Here is a 19967-nt window from a genome sequence, read left to right as displayed (position 1 = left end):
CTTGGACGATTGGATCAGCAGCTTTGTCTTTTTCTTTGCGGTGATTGACCCGGTGGGCACCCTGCCGGTTTTCATTGCGGTGACCGGTCGCCACAGCGAGTGGCAGCGGCGCAAGATTGCGCTGCTGGCGGTGGCGGTGGCTACCGGAATTCTGCTGTTCTTCCTGCTGCTGGGGCAGTACCTTCTGGAAGCCATCGGCGTGCCGCTTTCGGCATTTCAGGTTGCCGGTGGCATAGTGCTGTTCCTGTTCGCACTGACCATGATCTTCGGCGAGGGCAAGCCGGAGCGGGAAGTGGAAATCATTCGCGAGGGACATGAAACGGCGATATTCCCGCTGGCGGTGCCCTCCATTGCTTCGCCCGGGGCAATGCTGGCGGCGGTAGTGCTGACCGACAATTATCGTTTCGACCCTATTCACCAGTTCAACACCGCGACCGCCATGCTGGCAGTGATCGCCATCGTGCTGGTATTGCTGTTGACCGCCAACTGGATCTTTCGCTGGATCGGCAATGCCGGCGCCAGCATCGTCAGCCGGGTGATGGGGCTGATCCTGGCCTCTGTGGCGACCACCAATGTGCTGCTGGGTATCCAGCAGTTTTTTGCCGTATAGCCGTATAACCAGCCATGTAAAATCGAAAAAACCGCGATAGTGCGGTTTTTTCGTTTATTTCTCCCGGTGGAGAAGAAGGCAATTGCGGTACTGTGCCCGGACTATGGCCCGCGTCCCCGCACCAGGCGCAGGATCAGCAGGATCACGGCGATCACCAGTAATACGTGCAGAAAGCCACCCAGGGTGTAGGAACTCACCAGCCCAAGGAGCCAGAGTACTACCAGGATGACGATAATTGTCTCAAGCATGGGATATACCTCCTCCGCAGCTCGGCCATCGATCCGGCGAAATCCTTCCGCCGGGCCTCGGCGCTGGTAAAACGGTAGTTTGCCCGGGGGCTAATTCCCAGAATTATCTTTCCCAGCGCTTTGCGAGAATTTCCCGGCAGAATAAGTGTCCGAACAGATAGTAGAAATCATTCTGAGAGCGGTTGCGGCGAATCCCGGTGTAAGAATACGCAAGCTCTCCGCGACTGTATCCTAAACCCGCCCGTGCTGGATCAAGGCCTCATTAAGGAGAATCTCATGTTGATCAAGAGCCGCAAGCAAAGTGATCTGCCGGAGAATCAGATTACACCGGAATCCGCCTATGTCTCCCGGCGCAGCGTGATCAGGGGACTTGGCGCCGGGCTGGGGCTGGCGGGGCTCGGTGGCTTGGTGACGGCCGGTACCGGTGCATTCGCTGCAGAGGCCAAGCGCAAACCGCTGGACTTTACCCGCGACAAGCCCGACCCTGATCTAGTACTGACACCGGAAGCCAAGGTCACCAATCACAACAATTTCTACGAATTCGGTACTGGTAAAACCGACCCCGCGCAAAACAGCCAGGACCTGAAGGTGGAGCCCTGGACCCTCACCGTGGAAGGGGAGGTCGCCAAACCGGGTACCGTCGACGTGTGGAAGCTGATGGCCGATACCAACCTGGAAGAGCGCATCTACCGCATGCGCTGTGTCGAGGCCTGGTCGATGGTGATCCCCTGGGTGGGGTTTGAGCTGGGGAAATTCCTCGCGCGCTTCGAGCCCACCAGCCGCGCCAAATATGTCGCCTTCGAAACCCTGTATGACCCGCAACAGATGCCCGGCCAGCGCAATCGCATCGTGGGCGGCGGTATCGATTACCCCTATGTGGAGGGGCTGCGTATCGACGAGGCGATGCATCCGCTGAGTATCCTGTCCGTCGGCCTGTACGGCAAAACCCTGCCGCCCCAGAACGGCGCACCGATCAGGCTGGTGGTGCCGTGGAAATACGGTTTCAAGGGCATCAAGTCCATCGTAAAGATCAAACTGGTGGAGAAAATGCCGCCCACCTCCTGGAACAAACTGTTGCCCCAGGAGTACGGCTTCTACGCCAACGTAAACCCGGCGGTGGATCACCCGCGCTGGTCGCAGGCCAGCGAGCGCTTTATCGGCCCCGGTGGCCTGTTCTCGGTCAAGCGCCAGAAAACCCTGCCGTTCAATGGCTACGGCGAGGAGGTGGCCTCGCTGTACACGAACATGGACCTGAGGAAGTTCTACTGATGGCGGTCTCGGGAAAAAGGGGAGGGTGGCGCAAACCGCTGGCCGTATTGCTGCAGCTCTTTGTACACCTGGGCGCCGCCGCGCCGTTGCTCTGGTTGTTCTACGCCATCAATGCGGGGCATTTGGGTGGCGACCCGGTGGTGGAGCTGATCCACTATCTGGGGCTGGGCACAATTCGGCTGTTGTTGCTGACGCTGCTGATATCGCCGCTGGCCAGACTGTTGAATTACGGGCAACTCAACCGGCTGCGGCGCCCGCTGGGACTCTGGTGCTTTGCCTGGGCCACGCTGCACTTCAGCGCGTGGATGGCGCTGGACCTCGGTTTCGACTGGTCACTGATTGGTAGCGAACTGGTCAAGCGCACGTACATTCTGATCGGATTTAGCGCCTGGCTGATACTGCTGGCGCTGGCGATTACTTCCCTGCCTGTACTGATGCGCAAGATGGGCAAAAACTGGAAAAAACTCCATGGCTTGCTGTATGTGGTGGTGTTACTGGCCTGCTGGCACTTCTGGTGGTCGCTGAAGAGTGGCTGGATTGAACCGGCGATTTATTTGGGGGTTGCGTTGCTATTGCTGGCTTGGCGAAGTAAATCTATTCGCCGGTGGATAGAGTCGCTTAAATAACAAATAGCTGTCGAAGTGCAAAGGGTTGACTAGAAGGGCGGGTGCCGGGGACGGGGTTTCAGGAGCGTCGGCGACAGGGACGTCGCCGACGCAGCGTACAGGGAAGTATTCACAGCGGTCCTGACAACCCGCCCCCGGTGTCGGGCTGCCACCGAACTTGATTTTGAGCCAGGTCGACCGGGTTCTAGCTGCCGATTTCCTTCCCGTCTTTACTGCGAATCGCCAGCACCGAAGGTCTCGGCGGTAATGTCGGATCGTTGTCCGGCCAGCGGTGCATCGGGTTGTCGAAGGTGGAGCGACCGCCATCCGCCGGGTGCTGCACCGAGACAAACAGCGTCTTGCCATCCGGGGTGAACTCCGGTCCGCAGATCTCCGCGCCTTCCGGGCAGCCAAAGAAATGTTTCGGCGCCGCGCGCATTTCCCCTTCCGTTGCCATGGCCCAGAGGCCATCGTGGAAGCCGAAGCTTTCACAGCCATCGGTGGCGATCCACATATTGCCCTTGGGGTCGAATGCCACATTGTCCGGGTTGGCAAACCAGCCGTGGGCAGAGATATTCCCCGGGTGTTGCTGGCCGTAGGCGCCGCGCTCGTTCGGGTTTTCCGCATTGGGATTGCCGCCCAGCAGAAAGGTATTCCATTTGAACTCGGTGCTGGCGTGATCCCGCTCGCCGAACCTGCCCGGGGGCACGATTTCCACCACGTGGCCGGCACTGTTACGCGGGCGCGGATTGGCCGCATTCAGCTCGTCGGCAGAGCGCTTTTTGTTCTTGGTCAGCATCACGTAGGTGCAATCGTTGACCGGATTGGTTTCCACATCTTCCGGGCGGTCCATCGGCGTCGCGCCGAGCAGTTTTGCCGCGCGGCGACAGTCGATCAGCACGTCCGCCTGATTGCGGAAGCCGTTGTCCCCGGTCAATGGCCCCTCGCCGTATACCAGCGGCAACCAGTGGCCGCTGCCGTCCTCGTTGAACCGGCCCGCATACAGTGTGCCCTCGGTCAGCAAAGCGCGGTTGTGGGCGCTCTCTCCCGGCTGATACGTGTGTTTTGACACAAACCGGTAGACAAACTGGTGCTCGTCGTCGTCACCGCCATAGGCCACGATCGGCTGGCCCGGTTTGCTCACCAGGGTGAAACCCTCGTGTTCGAAGCGGCCGAGACCGGTCAGCTTGCGCGGCTTGGATTCTGGGTCGTAGGGGTCGTACTCCACCATCCAGCCAAAGCGGTTGGGCTCGTTGGGCTCCACGGCAATGTCGAAGCGCGGGTCGTGGTCGCCCCAGTTGCGGTTGCCTGCTTCGATACCGAAGGCGTGGTGATTGCGGGCTTCCCGCGGGTCCGCGACATTGTCCGGGTCCCCCTGAAACGCGCCGCCGAAGCCCTCCTCGGCAATCAGCACCGTGCCCCAGGGCGTCTTGCCACCGGCACAGTTGCCAACAGTGCCGAACACCTGCCTGCCGCTGGCATCGGCCCTGGTGACCAGGCGTTCATCGCCGGCGGCAGGACCGACAATATCCATGGCCGTGGTGAGGGAGATCCGGCGGTTGTAGGGGCTGTCCTGCAGCACCTGCCAGCCATCCGCGGTCTTCTCGATTTCCACAATGGAATGGCCGCAGGCCTGCTGCTCGATAGCCACATGCTCGGCACTGACGCCGCGGGTGGCACTGTATTCGTCGTTATATCCGGAAAACATCAGGTGCGGTTGGGTGTATTCATGATTGACACACAGCAGTCCGCGCTCGCTGTTGTTGCTCTGGCAGTGCAGGTCGCCTTCCCCGGGACCGGCGCGCTGGTCCAGCGGCATAAACGCAATGAAGTCGTTGTTGTAGCCGAAGCGGCGGGATTGCTCGGAAGGGGTCAGTCTTTGCGGGTCGAATGCCGCGGCATCGGCGGCCAGCGGGTCCCCCCAGCGCAACAGCAGGTCGGCTTCGTATCCCTTGGGAATATGGTGCCGGTAGTCCAGGCCGTGGGGGATTTCCTCAAAGCTTAAGTTCTGCGCGTTGCTGTGTGAACGACGGCCACATCCGGGCAGCAATCCGGCGCCGGCGGTGGCCACGCCCGCGGCACCGATGGCCTTGAACAGTGTGCGTCGCTGTGGGTTGCTGATGCCGTCTTCGTGCTGGTCGCTGGCCATGACCTTCCCCTGTAATCCGTGCAAATATTTCTATTGTTGGTTCGTGCGCCATTTATTTGGCGGTTGAATCCGTTGTCTAAAAGGAAGGTTAGCCGCTGAATGTGACAAATTTAAAAAAACGGTAACGCAAGTTTCACATCTGCAAACTAGTCTGCGCCCCAAACAAAACAACCGCCAATTCAATAACAGGGACGGGGACCATGACTAAGTCTGTATTTACTCTGAAAATGATGGCGCCGCTGGCTGCGGCAGTCATCAGCATCAATGCCGGCGCGCAAACTGCAGAGCCGGAGAAAACCGGCGAGCTAATGGAAACCATTGTGGTTACCGGGCAGGCGGCCAACGCCCGCAGTGATATCGAACGCCAGCGCGCCTCTAACAAAGTGGTGGCAGTGCAGACTTCCGAGGCTATTGGCGAGCTGCCGGATGCCAACGTGACCGAAGCCCTGCAACGTATGGCCGGCGTATTTATTGCCCGCGACCAGGGTGAGGGCCGTTTCGTTGGTGTGCGCGGTATTGACCCCAACCTGAACGCCTCCACCATCAATGGCATGAGCCTGCCGGCGCCGGAAACCGACAGCCGCGCGGTGGCCCTGGACGTGATTCCGTCCGACCTGCTGGCGAGTCTTGAAGTGTTCAAGACCCTGACCCCGGACATGAGCGCCGACTCCATCGGCGGTGCCATCGAAATCAAGAGCATCAATGCGCTGGATTACGATGGTCAGACCTACAAGATGACCGTGGAGAACGGCTACAGCGAACTGCAGGGTGAAAACAGCCCGAAACTCGCCGGCACCTACACCAACAAATTTGACCTCAACGGCCGCACCCTGGGGGTGGCTATTGCCGCTTCTCACCAGGAGCGCAAATTCGGTTCTGAAAACATCGAAACCGATGGTGTGTGGGAAGAATTCACCGCGATGGATGGCAGTGAAGGCATTACCGCCGCCGAAATCGAACAGCGCGACTACGCCGTGACCCGCGAGCGCACCGGCGTCGCTGCCAACTTCGACTTGGAAGTGGCCGAGGGCAGCCAGCTGTACCTGCACACGCTTTACTCCGATTTCTCCGATGAAGAGCAGCGCCAGCGCAATTCCTACAAGCTGGACGAGGAAAATGACGATCCGGATACCATTTCCGCGAGCTCCGTCACTTGGTCCGACGCCGCATTGGAAAAAGAGCTGAAAGACCGCTTTGAAGAGCAGGAAATTCTTTCTCTGGTACTTGGCGGTGAACACGACCTGGATACCTGGGGCATCGAGTACGCGCTGGGCTACTCTCACGCCGAAGAGTCCGAGCCGCACCGCCGCGACACCACTTTTGTCCAGGAAGGTCTGGAACTGGGTTATACCAGTGCCGGTACAATTCCGGATATGTACGCCGCCGATGCCAGCGCCATGGATGCCGCCAGCTACGAGCTGGACGAACTGGTGGTGGAAGACAACTACACCGACGATGAAGAGCTGAGTTTCCGTATCGATATTCGCCGCGATATTGAAGTAGCCGGTAACCCCTCCGAGCTGAAGTTCGGTCTGCAGGAGCGTCGTCGCGAAAAAACCGGCGACCTGAATGCCACCATTTACGACGGTTTCGGTGGCGATTTCACCCTCGCGGACTTTGCCAACAACAACATCGACTACAGCCTCGGAACCTTTGGACCGGGTATCAACCAGGGCGCGGTGAATGCGTTCATCGATGCGAATATTGGCAGCTTCGAAATCGACGAGACCGACACCGCGCTGGATTCCGCGCGCGACTACGTAATGAATGAAGATATCTCCGCGCTGTATGTGATGAACGATATCGATTTTGGTCGCGCCAACCTGGTTTACGGTGTGCGCTACGAAAGCACCGACTTCAGTGCCGAGGGCTACCGCGTGGCTGAATCCGGTGAAGCCATCGACGGCGCCGAGGAAATTGCCGAAGACGTATACGTGAGCGAAACCAGCTATCAGCGCGACTACAGCAAGCTGTTCCCGAGCGTGAACTTCAAGTACGACTACAGCGACAACATCGTACTGCGCGCCGCGTACACCGAGTCTCTGTCCCGTCCGTCTTTCGGCGACCTGAACCCGTCTGCGGCAGAAATTGAGTACGACGAGGGCGAGCTGGAAGTGAAAGCCGGCAACCCGGCGCTGGACCCCTATGAGGCACGCAACCTGGATGTGTCCTTCGAGTACTACGCCGACACCCTGGGCATGTTCTCCGTAGGGGCTTTCCACAAGCAGATCGACAACTTTGTCGTCACTGCCGATGTGTCCAGCACCGCCGACCTGAGCCAGTACGTGGGCGCCCTGGCGGTGGAAGAAGCGGAAATCTTCCAGCCGATCAACGGCGACCAGGCCACCCTGACCGGTGCCGAGCTCTCCTGGACCCGCGGCTTCGACAACGGCTTGCTGCTGCGTACCAATGCCACCTTCACCGACTCCGAAGCGAGCCTCGGTCTGGGCGCGGATGCCGAGCGCGGCGACAACATCGCGCTGCCGTCCCAGGCGGACCTGGTCGCCAACTTCATTGTCGGCTACGAGCGCGATGCGCTGAGCCTGCGCCTGTCCACTGCTTACAAGGGCGAGCGCCTGCTGGAAGTTGACCTGGAAGACGAGGCATTTGACCTGTACGAAGACAAGCACATGCAGATGGATTTCTCCGCCAAGTACCGCTTTGAAAATGGCGTGCAGGTGTTCTTCAACGCCATCAACCTTACCGACGAGCCTTTCTACGCCAATCGTCGCGGGTACAACGGCCAGTATGAAGAGTACGGTCCCTCCTACGTGCTGGGTGTGACCTACAGCAGCTTCTAAGTTCTGCAGCGTCAGGCAGAAAGCCCGGTTCGCCCCGAAGTCATCAGGTGCGGCCGGGCTTTCTGCTATTTTTTTAATTTGGATTCCGCGGTCATCTGTTTGACATTTTTCTGCCATGTCGACGGCGTATTTTTGTTGCGCTGCCTGTCATAAACAGAGACCCAACAACAAGAAATCGTGGTGTTATGGCGTCAAAAACCTTATTCAGATCCGCCGCTGTACTGGCCGTCGCAAGCCTGCTCAGTGCCTGTGGCCCTCAAATCGAGAAAAATTCTGCCGACGTGGATGCCATCAGCCCGTCCCAGGAAATTCCGCTGCAAGACGTGGTCTCCAGCCAGCTGGCTCCGGTCACCCTGGGGGGGAGCGATTACCTGCTGCTGGCCAGCGAAAAGCGCGGCCTGGTGCTGGTAGATGGTGACGGCGAGGAAAAACTCTCCCTGGATGGCGGCACAGTAGAACGTTTTGCCCTGCAGCAACTGGCCGCGGAGCAGTGGTTGATTGCGGTCTATGACGAAGACGGCGCTGAGCTGCAGTTGAGACTGCTGGATACCGACAACGGCACACCCCGCATCCGCTACCTGGCGGCCATGCCCACCAGTGCCCCCCAGGTGGCCCTGTGTTTCTCCCGCCAGGCGGAGCGCACCCACCTGTTTGCCATCGACGAAAGTGGTCTCGGTCACGAATACGTGGTGCACCCGCGGGAGCAGGCGTGGGAATTTACCGGCGTACGTCCGCTGTATTTCGGCGAGCAGGTTTCCAGCTGCACCGTGGACGACCGCAGCGGCAAGCTGCTGGTGGCGCAGCCGCCACTGGGTATCTGGAGCCTCAATGCAGACGCGGAAATGGACGAGGAGCGGGAGGTGTTTGCCGCCCCTGCGGAGCTGGCCGGTGAATACTTTGGCGGCCTGTGGCTGGACAGCGCCAGCGGCAACCTGTGGCTGACCGCGGACGACAAGGTCATCGCCTTCAACATCAACACCCCGGCCGAAGGTGCGCAGTTTAAACGCACCCTGAAAGACCTGGAGCCGGTGTCTGCGGTGGTGCATCGGGGCCAGCTGCTGGCACTGGAAGAGGAAAGTGACCGGGTACAGCGCTTCCAGGTGGAGCTGCCGCAGCCGGCGGCTGAGATGCAGGCTTTCCGCGCCCCGGTGGAAATCCCTCGCGTGCGCGCCAGCGGCCAAACCGCGCCGGTGCAATCCGGAGGCGACGCCGCCGATGACCCGGCCATCTGGGTCAACCCGGTCAATCCATCCGCCAGCCTGATCCTGGGCACCGACAAGAAGAGCGGCCTCAACGTCTACGACCTGGAGGGCAAGCTGCTGGAGCAGTTTGCGGTGGGGCGCCTCAACAACGTGGACCTGCGCCCGATCCAGCACGGCAAATTCGTTGCCATCGCCGCGGCCACCAACCGCACCGACCCGGGTGTGAGTCTATTCGGGATCAGCTCTGCGGGGCAGGTGGAGTACTTGGGGCTGCGCAACCTGGAGATGGAAGACCCTTACGGCCTGTGTGTTTACCGCAAGGGCGCCGACCTGTTGACCTGGGTATCGGACAAGGAAGGTGGTGTGCAGCTGCTGCAGATCGCCCCCGGTGAAGGCGACGTAGACTGGACCCTGAAACCGCTGGCCAACCTGCAGGTCGACAGCCAGGTCGAAGGCTGTGTGGTGGATGACGAGATGCAGATGCTGTTCTTCGGTGAGGAAGACGGCGGTGTATGGCGCCTGGATATTGCCGCCTTCCTGGCCGGCGAAGCGCGCCCACAGCTGATCGCGCCGGTGGACGGAGAGCGCCTGGCGGCGGACGTGGAAGGCATGGGCCTGTATCACGCGGGCGACAGAAGCTACCTGGTGGTGTCCAGTCAGGGCAACAACAGCTACGCCCTGTTCAGTCGCGACGGCAGCCAGTTTGTGGGCCACTTCAAGGTGGATATCAACCTCGACAAGAACCTGGACGGCAGCTCCGAAACCGACGGCCTGGAAGTGTCCAGCGCGGCGTTTGGCAGCCAGTACCCGCAGGGGCTGCTGGTGGTGCAGGACGGCCGCAACCGCATGCCCAGCCAGACCCAGAACTTCAAGCTGGTGTCCTGGGCGGATATTGCCGAGACCCTCAACCTGCAATGAGTTGATCGGAGGGGGGCTCGCCCCCGCCGTGAATATGCGAAAATCCGCCGGATTCATGTTTGATCCGGCGGATTTTTTTATGCAGCGCGTTCACTCCTCCCTCGAATCCGGTTTTTCCCTCTCCCGTATCGCCTTCGGCCTGTGGCGGCTGACGGACTGGGGCTACTCCCCGCAGGAGCGGCTGGCACTGTTCGAGCAGATGCTGGACCTGGGGGTGACCACATTCGACCTGGCAGACATCTACGGCGACTACCGCTGCGAGCAGTTTTTCGGCGAGGCGCTGAGGCTGAAGCCGGCGCTGCGCAGCCGGATGGAAATTGTCAGCAAGTGCAGTATCCGCCTTGCCGGCGAAGCCTCGGGTGCGCGCATCAATCACTACGATACCAGTCCCGCACACGTGCGCCGCGCGGTGGAAACCAGCCTGCGGGATATGGGGATCGAGCACATGGACCTGTTGCTGTTGCATCGCCCGGACCCGCTGATGGATGCGGATGCGCTGGCGCAGGTGCTCGAGCAGTTGGTAGCCGAGGGCAAGGTAAAACACCTGGGGGTGTCCAATTATCTGTCGCAGCAGACGGCGCTGCTGCAGTCGCGACTTTCCCGGCCGTTACTGGTAAACCAGATCGAGGTGTCACTGCTGCAATCGCAGCCGATGTTTGATGGCCAGCTGGATTACTGTCAGCAGCAGCGGGTGATTCCCATGGCGTGGTCGCCGTTTGCAGGTGGGCGTTTGTTCGCCGGCGAGGACGGCGATGCGGTGCGGGTGCAGGCGTGCCTGCGCTCGCTGTGCGAGGCCCGCGACCTGGACCCGAGGCACGGTGTCATGCAGTTGGCACTGGCATGGCTGCTGAAGCACCCGTCGCAGATGGTGCCGGTGCTGGGGAGTGGTAATCCCGAACGATTGGTGGCGGCGCTGGGCGCGCTGCAAATGGAGCTGGATCGGGAAGAGTGGTTCGAGCTGTTGCGCGCCGGGCGTGGGCGGGATGTGGATTAAGTCAGCTTGCGGTGGTACTCGTTCCTAAGCTGGCCCTGAGGCCTGTTCTGAGGCTTGTTTTTTAGCCGGTCCGGTGGCGGTACTGCCGCCGGAGATCTGTTCGCGAGACGCGCCGTGAACCCATCCATGGGGGCTCTTCGAAAACGTCCCTGTTTTCGAAGGTCTCGCGAACAGATCCCCGGCGTCAGCACCTTCGCGGGAGGCGACCACTTTGAATTGGAAACTGATTCGAAAGTACTGCTTACGAAGTGCGGAAGTGGAATCGAAGCCGGAGTGCTGGGTAAGTGTTTTTGAAAGCGTCGGCGACAGGGATGTCGCCGACGCAGCGTACACGGATGTATTCACAGCGGTTTCAAAAACACTTACCCAGTGCTGCGGCGCCACAGGAATACAAACAGAGAAGCGTGGGGATTAACTGGCGTAAGCGTTCTCAGGCACCAGGTCGTAATTCACTTCCCCCATATCGAACTGCTCGAGCGGGGCCAGGTGCATGGGGACCTGGTAGCAGCGCAACAGCTGGTCGCCGCGCCAGTCCATGACTTCCAGATCTTTGCCGGCAACGCTGTGCAGCAGGCGGTCGAACTCGGTTACCGCAGAGGCGATCAGGACCTTGTATTCCAGCTCGTCGCCCAGCTTGATGTAGCGAGACTCGCTGCCAGCCTGCTCGAGGCGCAGCCAGCCCGGGCCGCGTTCGGCACCGGAGACGCCCAGTACCAGCGGGCCCTGCTGGTCCTGGCACAGCGGCGCCAGGTCGAAAATAGACGGCTCCGCCTGCATTTCCAAACCGACCCAGACCCAGCCCGGCAGGCCGATGCGGGTCAAGTGCCACTCGGACAACCAAACCGTCTGGTCGTCGTCCACGCGGAATTCACTGTATTCCTTCTGCCCGCCGCGGCTCGCGAGGTTCACATTGGCGCCGGGGTTCTGTTTGCGGAAATGGTGTAGCTGCTGGGTCATCTCGTAGTTGACATCCCACTGCTTGCGCAGCCGCCATTGCATCGGATACTCGCCCCACTCGACAATGTATTCCTCCCGCTCGCGTATCGTTTCCGCCACGCGCCAGAAAGCGCCGTCGATCAGGATGCAGGTATCCCCGGGTTTGCTGCCGGGAGCGATGATGCTGTGCTCGGGAGAGGCTTCAGACGCGTTGACCACATGCTCGCTGCGGCCCTCGATCACCTCGTACCAGGGAAAGCCGTGGCGCAGGGGCGGGGGAAAAGCCAGGGGCGGGCGCCCGGCGAGCAGCCGGCGGAACAGCACCGACTTTTCGATTTCCAGATCGGACAGGGTATAGCCTTCCTTCTGAGTGGTTTGTCCCCAGGCAAAGGCCGCCCGAACGAGTTGTTTTTCTCTGTCTGAAAAGCTCATGGCGTCGGTGTGTATAAATTATTCGATTGGCAGCGACGGCAAACCTTACCATTGTGTGACACGGTTCGCTATCGCAAATACTGCGGAATCTATCGCCGGTGATTTTGCCGGTGGCAGCGGTGGCGCAAAAAGTCCGGTAGACTGCGAAAGTTTGTACAAAATAACTCGGAGTGCATAGTGGAAGTAAGGAAACATCCGGCCGGCACAATGTGGCGCCGTACGGCGCTGGTGCTGGCTTTTGCGTTGGGGACCGGAATCGCCGGGCTCGCCCGGGCAGAAAATCCCCAGGCTGAAAAAGTACAAGTTGGTACCGGCGTACCGCAGGCCGACAGCTGTTACCTGGATGGCTGGTCGGAATCCCTGCGCTGTTATCAGGTTGCGGTAGAGGATGGCGTGCTGCTGTCGGTGATGATCGCGCCCGCGGTCAACGGCGGCCAGCACGAGCCGCTGTACATGCTCGCCGGTGGTCCCGGACAGGCCGCCAGCCAGCTGGCCAAATTGCTCAACCCGCTGCGCAAGCTCAACCGCGAGCGGGACATCGTACTGGTGGACCGTCGCGGTGCCGGTAAATCCGATGTGTTCGACTGCGGCATGGACGAAGACATGCCGGTGCAGCTGGACGAGTTTGTGGACCAGCTCGCAGCCTGTTACCAGGCGTCCCCAGAACGACCGAAAACCCTCAACAGCCGCCAGACCGTGGAAGATCTCGAGGCGGTGCGCAAGGCACTGGGGCACGACAGGATTTCCCTGTGGGGTGGTTCCTGGGGGACCCGCACCGCGCTGCTCTACCAGCAGTGGTACCCGGAATCCCTGCAGAGCCTGGTGCTGGACGGGGTCGCGCCCATCGATACCAAAGTTTTCCTGACCGCCAAGGCCGCGGAGGCCTCGCTGCAGGCGCTGGTGGATGCCTGCGCAGCGGATCCCGTGTGCGCGGACTTCGGAGACTGGCGCGGCGAGCTGGATGCGCTGCTGGCCGACTGGACCCCAGCGCAGGCGGCGGCCTTCCCGGACCCGTTTACCGGGGTTCCCGGAGACGAGCCGGTAGAAGCCTGGATGCTCGCCAGCGCGATACGTACCGCACTGTATGATCCCGCAGCCGCCGCCCAGTTGCCGTTTGCCATCCAGCAGGCCCGCCGCGGCAACCTGCTGCCGCTGTCCGGCATATTCGGCCTGTTTGCCAAGCTCGAGGGCAGCATGGCCCTGGGGCTGACCTTTTCCGTTGCCTGTGCCGAGGAAGTGAACCGCATGTCCGCCGACGAGATTGCCGCGGACAGCGCCGGTACGTTTATCGGTAAAACCTTTGTGCGCACCTTTACCGAGGGCTGCAAACGCTGGCCGGTGGCAGCGCGCCCCTACCGCACTCCGGAGCCGCGTAACCACCCGGTACTGCTGATCTCCGGAACCGCCGACCCGATCACGCCACCGGTGTACGCGGACACCGAGCTGGATTACCTGGCGCACAAGCAGCACCTGGTGGTGGACGGCGGTGGCCATATCAATTCCGCCCGCGGCTGCATTCCCGAGCTGATTCGGGAATTTCTCGACGCGCCGGAGACCGCGCTGGATCCGTCCTGTGTAGCGGATATCCAGCGACCGCCGTTTATGGCCGCCGCCTACGGGCCGGCACTTGCGCAGCCGAGCCTGGTGGCCGAACAGGGAGGGGAAAGCCAGTGATCAGTGTGGAAAAAATTCGCAAATCCTTTGCCGGCAAACCGGTGCTACGGGACCTCAGTTTCGAGGTGCCGGACGGCAAGATCACCGCGTTGCTGGGGGCGAACGGTGCCGGCAAAACCAGTTGCCTGCGCATCATCTGTGGATTGTTGCAGGCGAAGTCCGGGCGCGTCCTGGTGGGCGGAATCGACCCCGCTGTGGATCCCCAGGGCGCGCGCCGTCAGCTTGGGGTCGTGGGTGACCGCGAGGGCCTGTACGAGCGGCTGACGGTGGCCGAATACCTGAAAATCTTTGCGCAGATGCAGGGCCTCGGGAGCGGCGAGCTGCAGGGTGCGCTGGATGCCGTGCGCGAAGAGCTCGAGCTGAGCGCCCTGTGGGAGCGGCGCATGGGGGGCTTCTCCCAGGGCGAACGCATGAAAGTATCCCTGGCCCGGGCCCTGGTCCATCGCCCCCAGCACCTGATTCTGGATGAGCCTACCCGCGGTCTCGATGTGCTCGCCGTGCGCCTGTTGCGCAAAACCCTGCTGCGGTTGCGTGCCGGTGGCACCACCATCCTGTTTTCGAGTCATGTCATGCCGGAAGTGGCGGAGTTGTCCGACTCGGTGCTGGTGATGTCCGAGGGACGTGTGGTCGGGCGCGGTACCCCGGCGGAGCTCGGTCGCGAAACCGGGTGTGAATCACTGGAAGACAGTTTTGTGGCGCTGGCCTACGGGCGGCTGCCGGCGCGACAGGAGGTGGAGCCAGCATGAGCGCGAAATCAACGACGAGCACCCTGGCGCAGATGTTGCCACTGCTGAAAAAAGAATTCCTTGAAGCTTGGCGCGACCGCCGCGCGCTGCTCACTGCGGTGTGTTTTTCCCTGATGTTCCCGGTACTGCTGGCGGGGGCTACCGTGGTGATGGTCAAGAAACAGAGTGAGGATGCGACCCGGGTGGCGCTGATCGGTGCCGAGGAAGCGCCGCTGCTGGCAGAAAAGCTGGCATCGCCGGCACTGGAAGTGGACAGGCTGGCGCAGGGCGATCCGCGCTCGCTGCTGCAGGACGACTACGACCTGGTGCTGGTGGTGGCAGAAAATTTTGCCCATCGCTACCAGGAATTCCGTGCGCCGCAGATCTACGTTTATGTGGACAGTTCCGACACCGGCGCGGGCCGGGCCCAGCGCCAGGTACAGGAGCGCCTCGCAGCCATGCAGCAGATGGTGGTGAACCAGCGCCTTGCGGCCCGCGGTGTTGCTCCGCAGTTGCTTGCCCCCTGGCAGCTGGAAGTGCGGGATGTGAGTACGCCGTCGAGCCGCGGTGCGCTGATTCTCGCCACCGTGCCGGGGTTGCTGATCCTGACCCTGTTCGTGGCCAGTCTCGCTACCTCGGTGGATACCTCAGCCGGTGAGCGCGAGCGCCTGAGCCTGGAAACCCTGCTGGTGCAACCGCTGCCGGCGTGGCAGGTGATCGTGGCGAAAATGCTGGCGGTGGCGAGCCTCGGCTGGCTCGGTTCACTGTTGTCCATCACTGCCCTGGTGGTGCTGATGCCGATGATGCCACTGGCGGAACTGGGGATTCAGCAGGCCACCACGGTTGCCGGCGTGATCTGTATGGGGCTGGTGCTGCTGCCGCTGGCGCTGCTGGTGGCGGTACTGCAGATTCTGCTGGCGCTGCGCTCGCAGTCGTTCAAGGATGCACAGACTCAGCTGAGTATCTTCCAGATAGCGCCGGTGATGCTGCTGGTCATTATCGATGCGGCACAGATCAAGCTGGCGGACAGCTGGCAGCTGCTGCCGTTGATCGGCCAGCAGCAGTGGCTCAAGGGGCTGCTGATCGGAAGTGCGGTGTCACCGCTATGGATGCTGGCGGGGTCGCTGGCAACCTTGGCGCTGGTGGTGGTCGCGGTGGTATTTGGTGCCCGTGCACTGCGCCGTGAAACACTGTTGTCCGCTGCCTGAGGCGGGTTGGGGCCGATATACGGGCGATTGAATTTGTGAGTGCTGTATGACGTTTGATGCGAGCGAGGGGCTGTTGACCATCGACCTGGATGCGCTGGCGGAAAACTACCGCACACTGCGCGACCGGCTGCACCCCGGTGGCCGCTGTGGCGCGGTGGTCAAGGCCAATGCCTACGGGCTGGGGGTGGAGCAGGTGGCGCCGGTTCTGTACCGGGAGGGCTGCCGGCACTTTTTCGTCGCCACCCTGGCCGAGGGGGCGCAGCTGCGCTCGCTGCTGCCTGCGGACGCCCGCATTACCCTGCTCACCGGGGTGCGTCCGGGACATGAAAAAGCCTGTACTGAATCCGCTCTCGAGCCGGTACTGGTGACCACTGCGCAGATACAGGCCTGGGTCGAGGCAACCGCAACCGGCGGCGTCGCCGCGCCCTGTGCTCTCAAGGTGGACTCCGGCATGACCCGGCTGGGGATGGGTGCGCAGGAGTTCGCGCAACTATTGCGACAGCCACAGCTGCTGCGAGCGGCCAACCTGCGCCTGTTTCTCAGTCATCTCGCCTGTGCCGACGAGCCGCAGCGGCCGCAGAACCGGCAGCAGCTGCGAAATTTTAGCGATGCCCTGGCCCGGGTGCGCGAAGTCTGTCCGCAGCTCGAGGCGAGTCTCGCCAATTCCTCGGGTATCTATCTCGGTGACGACTTTCACTTTGATGTCGCGCGCCCGGGCTGTGCCCTTTACGGGGTGAACCCGACACCGGGTCAGTCCAACCCCATGCGCGCGGTGGTCAACCTGCGGGTACCGGTACTTCAGGTGCGGCAGGTGGAGCGGGAGTCTGCGGTGGGCTACGGCGCCACCCAGCACGCGGCTGCCGGTAGCTGGCTGGCGGTGGTGCGCGGCGGGTACGCGGATGGGCTGTTGCGCACCCAGAGCGGTCGCGGACGCGGTGCTGCGGTAATCGGGCGAGCGGTGGAGGATGCGGCGGGCACTATCGAAGAGCGCATTGTGGTGCCGATGATCGGGCGTGTCTCCATGGATACCTGTGTATTCGATATCAGCGCGTTGGATCAGGCCCAGCGCGAAAAATTACGCGCCATCGAACTGCTCAACGACGACCTGACCGTGGACGATATGGGGGCCGCGGCGGGCAGTATCGGGTACGAAATTCTCACCAGCCTCGGCCGCCGCTACGGCCGGCGCTATCTCTGAGTCGAGGGGGCTGCGGTGTCTGACAACAAGTCTGCCGACAGCAAGGCGCTGGCGCAGCTGCGGCCACTGCTGTTATTGCTGGCCGATGGTGAAATTCACTCCGGTGAATCCCTGGGGGAGTGCCTGGGTGTGAGCCGCGCCGCGGTGTGGAAGCAGTTGCAGAAGCTGGAGCAGCTGGGGCTGACGGTATCCTCGGTCAAGGGGCGCGGGTACCAGCTGCCGGGCGGGCTGGACCTGCTGGATGCGGGGGCGATACGCGGCAACCTGTCCGGGGCCGCTGGCGCGCTGCTGGGTGAGTTGGACCTGTACGACCTGGCGGACTCTACCAATGCCCGTGCGTTGCAAGCGCTGGATGCCGGGTGCGGCCACCGCCGGGTGATACTTGCGGAGCAGCAGAGTGCCGGCCGCGGTCGCCGCGGCCGCAGCTGGGCAAGCCCGTTTGCCGCCGGCATCAGCCTGTCGGTCGGCTGGCAGTTCAATGGCGGCGTGCAGCTGCTGGAAGGATTGAGCCTTGCGGTTGGGGTCGCCCTGGCGCGGGCGCTGGAAGAATTCGAGGTGCCGGACGTGCGCCTGAAATGGCCCAATGACGTCTGGTGTCGCGGCCGCAAGCTCGCCGGCGTATTGCTGGAACTGAGCGGAGACCTGACCGATCGCTGCGCGGTAGTGGTGGGGATAGGGATCAATATGCACCTGCCGCCAGCCGCCGCGGACGCCATCGACCAGCCCTGGATCGACCTGGCGCAGGTGCGCCCCGGTATCGGCCGCAACCAGCTGGTGGCGGCGATGCTGAACCACCTGTTGCCGCTGCTCGAGCACTACCCGGAGCGGGGCTTTGTGCCCTGGCGAGAGCCCTGGCAGTCACTGGACCAGTTCGCCGGCGAGGCGGTGTGTGTTCAGTCGGCGCAACAGCGCTGGTGTGGCATCGCGCGCGGGGTCGACGGCTCGGGCGCGCTGCTGCTGGAGATGGGCGGCGAGCAGGGGGAGACTCCCGAATTGCGCACATTTCACGGGGGGGAGGTGTCCCTGCGCCCGGCGGATAGCGGGAGCTGAGTGCCGTGACCATGATTCTCGAACTGGATCAGGGGAATACCCGTTGCAAGTGGCGCCTGCTGAACGCCGCGGCTGCCGGTAGCGGCCGGGTGGTTGCGCGGGGCGCACTGGAGCGAGATTTCTGGGGTGGTGGCAGCGAGTTGCCTGCGGAGTGGCTGGACGCGGGGGTGGCGCGGGTGCGGGTTGCCAATGTTGCCGGTGCCGGGCGCGAAAAGCAGATTGCCGAGCGCCTGCAGGTGGCACTGGGGCTGCAAGCGGAGTTTGCCCGGGTGGCGCCCCGCTGCGGCGCGGTGACCTGTGCCTACCCCGAGCCGCGGTGGCTGGGGGTGGATCGCTGGCTGGCGGTACTGGCCGCCCACGCCCGCGACCCGGCGCCGGCTCTGGTGGTGGATTGTGGCAGCGCGGTTACCCTGGACCTGCTGGGGGCCGGGGGCGCCCATCTCGGTGGCTATATAGTCCCGGGGCTGGCGCTGATGCGGCGGGCGCTGTATCAGGATACGGACGCGGTGAAAGTGGCGCGGGCGTTCGCCCCCGGGATGTCGCTGGCGCCCGGCCGCGATACCCAGGCGGCAGTCAACCGCGGCTTGCCACTGATGGTGCTCGGCGCTGTGGAAAGGGCGCTGGCGGAATTGCAGCAGTGTGCCGAGCGTGATTTGATGCCGAATATCTGGCTGACCGGCGGCGATGCTGCGCTGTTCTCGACCCTGGAGCCGTTGGCGGGAACGCTGCGGCACACCCTGGTGGAAGACCTGGTGATGGAGGGGTTGGCGCTTACCAACCCCTGATCGCCCACTGGCAGCTTGAGCCAACTGGTGGCCTGACTGCGGCGCCCGCCTCGCGGATCACGGTTTGCAGCGGTATTCGCTTGTACAATCTGCCGCCGTTAGCCGCGGCCGACAAACATTAACCACGATGCTGGATTGAAAGACCTGTTTCCTATGCGCTGGATAGTTTTGCTGTTAGTGATTGCCAATCTCGGGCTTGCCGGGTGGTTCATGAGTGCCGGGCGGGCGCCGGAGAACACCGTGCAGCAGACCGCACCTGCCGCGGCGGAAAGCTCCATTGCGCTGGTCAGTGAGGTGGCCCCCGGCGAGCTGGCGGACCGTGTGGAGTCGCAGCGCGGCGCCGAGGTGCCCGCGGCACGGGCGGTTGCGGAACCCGAAGCCGCGCAGCCCGGAGAGGCTCTGTGCACCCTGGTGGGGCCCTTTGGTGAGGCCTTTCAGGGCGAGGATGTTGCGCAGCGCCTGCGCGCGCTGGAGGTAGATGCCAGCCTGCGGGAGATAGAAATGCAGGGGCAGATGCGCTACTGGGTGTTTATGGCGCCGCTGGGTTCCCGTCGTGAGGCCTACCGCAAATTGCGTGCGCTGCAGGCGGCGGGTATCGACAGTTACGTGATACCGAAGGGCTCGCTGGAGAACGGCATCTCATTCGGTATTTTTTCCGAGCTGGAGCGGGCCCGCTCGCTCACGGATGAACTGCAGGCTCAGGGATTTGCGGCCGAGTTTCGCGAGGAGCCGCAGACGTATCTAGAGCGGTGGGTGGTGGTATCCGGCGGCGAGCAGCAGTTGGCGGCGGACTTCTGGCAGCAGTTGCAACTCGACTACCCGGACGTGGACCAGCGTCAGAATCTGTGTAGTGAAATCGTTGATGCCCAGGGCGCGGATTGAGCTGCGGCGGGTGCGATTAGCCTGGCGCGGAAAGGGTTCCAGGGCCGCTGCCGGCGGCTCATCGTGGGGTTGCGGCTGTCCGCTTCTGTACAAGGTTTCAGCAATGACGAAAAAGCCGCAATCCGCTGTTGCGTGTGGAAGTGACTTCCCCTAGAATCCCGCCTCCACTTAAGGGGGAGCTCAACAACCCCGGGTGGTGACGGAGTGCTGGCGTAGCTCAGTTGGTAGAGCAGCTGACTTGTAATCAGCCGGTCGGGGGTTCGACTCCTCTCGCCAGCTCC

16 protein-coding genes and 1 tRNA gene are annotated in these 19967 nt (G+C 62.4%); 14 read left to right on the top strand and 3 right to left on the bottom strand.

The window, feature by feature from the left end:
• Position 1 precedes the first annotated feature (1 nt).
• A complete protein-coding gene (locus QZ511_RS06145) occupies positions 2-610 on the top strand; it encodes a MarC family protein (RefSeq protein WP_295800497.1) in 609 nt (202 codons plus the stop codon).
• A 101-nt stretch (positions 611-711) separates the two neighbouring features.
• Here QZ511_RS06145 and QZ511_RS06140 read toward each other — a convergent pair whose 3' ends face one another.
• Positions 712-858 carry a lmo0937 family membrane protein gene (locus tag QZ511_RS06140; protein WP_295800495.1) on the bottom strand — a complete coding sequence of 49 codons (147 nt, stop codon included), beginning with the start codon at positions 856-858 and terminating at the stop codon, positions 712-714.
• A gap of 276 nt (positions 859-1134) precedes the next feature.
• Between QZ511_RS06140 and msrP the strand changes: the two genes are divergently transcribed.
• Together msrP and msrQ are read left to right on the top strand one after the other, a co-directional pair.
• On the top strand, positions 1135-2127 hold the full coding sequence (msrP, locus tag QZ511_RS06135) for a protein-methionine-sulfoxide reductase catalytic subunit MsrP (RefSeq protein ID WP_295800492.1): 993 nt from the start codon (positions 1135-1137) through the stop codon (positions 2125-2127).
• Positions 2127-2753, top strand: coding sequence for a protein-methionine-sulfoxide reductase heme-binding subunit MsrQ (gene msrQ, locus QZ511_RS06130; RefSeq protein ID WP_295800490.1), 627 nt, complete (start codon positions 2127-2129; stop codon positions 2751-2753). Before msrP ends, msrQ begins: the two co-directional genes overlap by 1 nt.
• Before the next feature lie 184 nt (positions 2754-2937).
• Here msrQ and QZ511_RS06125 read toward each other — a convergent pair whose 3' ends face one another.
• Positions 2938-4881 (bottom strand): PhoX family phosphatase, encoded by a 1944-nt coding sequence (locus tag QZ511_RS06125; protein WP_295800489.1) that lies wholly within the window; start codon positions 4879-4881, stop codon positions 2938-2940.
• Positions 4882-5081: 200 nt separating this feature from the next.
• Between QZ511_RS06125 and QZ511_RS06120 the strand changes: the two genes are divergently transcribed.
• The 3 genes from QZ511_RS06120 (at position 5082) to QZ511_RS06110 (ending at position 10796) form a co-directional block, all read left to right on the top strand.
• A complete protein-coding gene (locus QZ511_RS06120) occupies positions 5082-7682 on the top strand; it encodes a TonB-dependent receptor (protein ID WP_295800488.1) in 2601 nt (866 codons plus the stop codon).
• A gap of 185 nt (positions 7683-7867) precedes the next feature.
• Positions 7868-9802 (top strand): phytase, encoded by a 1935-nt coding sequence (locus QZ511_RS06115; protein ID WP_295800487.1) that lies wholly within the window; start codon positions 7868-7870, stop codon positions 9800-9802.
• Positions 9803-9881: 79 nt separating this feature from the next.
• A complete protein-coding gene (locus QZ511_RS06110) occupies positions 9882-10796 on the top strand; it encodes an aldo/keto reductase family oxidoreductase (RefSeq protein WP_295800486.1) in 915 nt (304 codons plus the stop codon).
• Between the two features lie 411 nt (positions 10797-11207).
• Here the strand turns inward: QZ511_RS06110 and QZ511_RS06105 are convergent, their stop codons facing one another.
• The gene (locus tag QZ511_RS06105) at positions 11208-12164 is read right to left on the bottom strand and encodes a hypothetical protein (protein WP_295800484.1); all 957 of its coding nucleotides are present in this window, start codon (positions 12162-12164) and stop codon (positions 11208-11210) included.
• 177 nt (positions 12165-12341) lie between these two features.
• Here QZ511_RS06105 and QZ511_RS06100 point away from each other — a divergent pair, with 177 nt between their 5' ends.
• From QZ511_RS06100 to QZ511_RS06065, 8 genes are all read left to right on the top strand, one after another.
• Positions 12342-13838, top strand: coding sequence for an alpha/beta hydrolase (locus QZ511_RS06100; protein WP_295800482.1), 1497 nt, complete (start codon positions 12342-12344; stop codon positions 13836-13838).
• Complete coding sequence (locus QZ511_RS06095) at positions 13835-14584, top strand: ATP-binding cassette domain-containing protein (RefSeq protein ID WP_295800479.1); 750 nt, start codon at positions 13835-13837, stop codon at positions 14582-14584. The genes QZ511_RS06100 and QZ511_RS06095 overlap by 4 nt, the downstream gene beginning before the upstream one ends.
• Positions 14581-15771 carry an ABC transporter permease subunit gene (locus QZ511_RS06090; RefSeq protein ID WP_295800477.1) on the top strand — a complete coding sequence of 397 codons (1191 nt, stop codon included), beginning with the start codon at positions 14581-14583 and terminating at the stop codon, positions 15769-15771. The genes QZ511_RS06095 and QZ511_RS06090 overlap by 4 nt, the downstream gene beginning before the upstream one ends.
• A 46-nt stretch (positions 15772-15817) precedes the next feature.
• Entirely contained in the window at positions 15818-16969 is a 1152-nt protein-coding gene (gene alr / locus QZ511_RS06085) for an alanine racemase (protein ID WP_295800476.1), read from the top strand.
• A 15-nt stretch (positions 16970-16984) separates the two neighbouring features.
• Positions 16985-18019, top strand: coding sequence for a bifunctional biotin--[acetyl-CoA-carboxylase] ligase/biotin operon repressor BirA (gene birA / locus QZ511_RS06080; protein ID WP_295800471.1), 1035 nt, complete (start codon positions 16985-16987; stop codon positions 18017-18019).
• 11 nt (positions 18020-18030) lie between these two features.
• Positions 18031-18804, top strand: a complete 774-nt coding sequence (locus QZ511_RS06075) for a type III pantothenate kinase (protein ID WP_295800541.1) — start codon at positions 18031-18033, stop codon at positions 18802-18804.
• 153 nt (positions 18805-18957) lie between these two features.
• Positions 18958-19686 carry a hypothetical protein gene (locus QZ511_RS06070; RefSeq protein ID WP_295800467.1) on the top strand — a complete coding sequence of 243 codons (729 nt, stop codon included), beginning with the start codon at positions 18958-18960 and terminating at the stop codon, positions 19684-19686.
• A 206-nt stretch (positions 19687-19892) separates the two neighbouring features.
• Positions 19893-19965: transfer RNA gene (locus QZ511_RS06065), tRNA-Thr, on the top strand.
• The last annotated feature ends 2 nt before the right edge of the window (positions 19966-19967 follow it).

Source organism: uncultured Microbulbifer sp. (assembly GCF_913055755.1).
GTDB lineage: Bacteria > Pseudomonadota > Gammaproteobacteria > Pseudomonadales > Cellvibrionaceae > Microbulbifer.
Note: the sequence above shows the minus strand (reverse complement) of the source record. Positions and strands in the feature narration are given on the sequence as shown.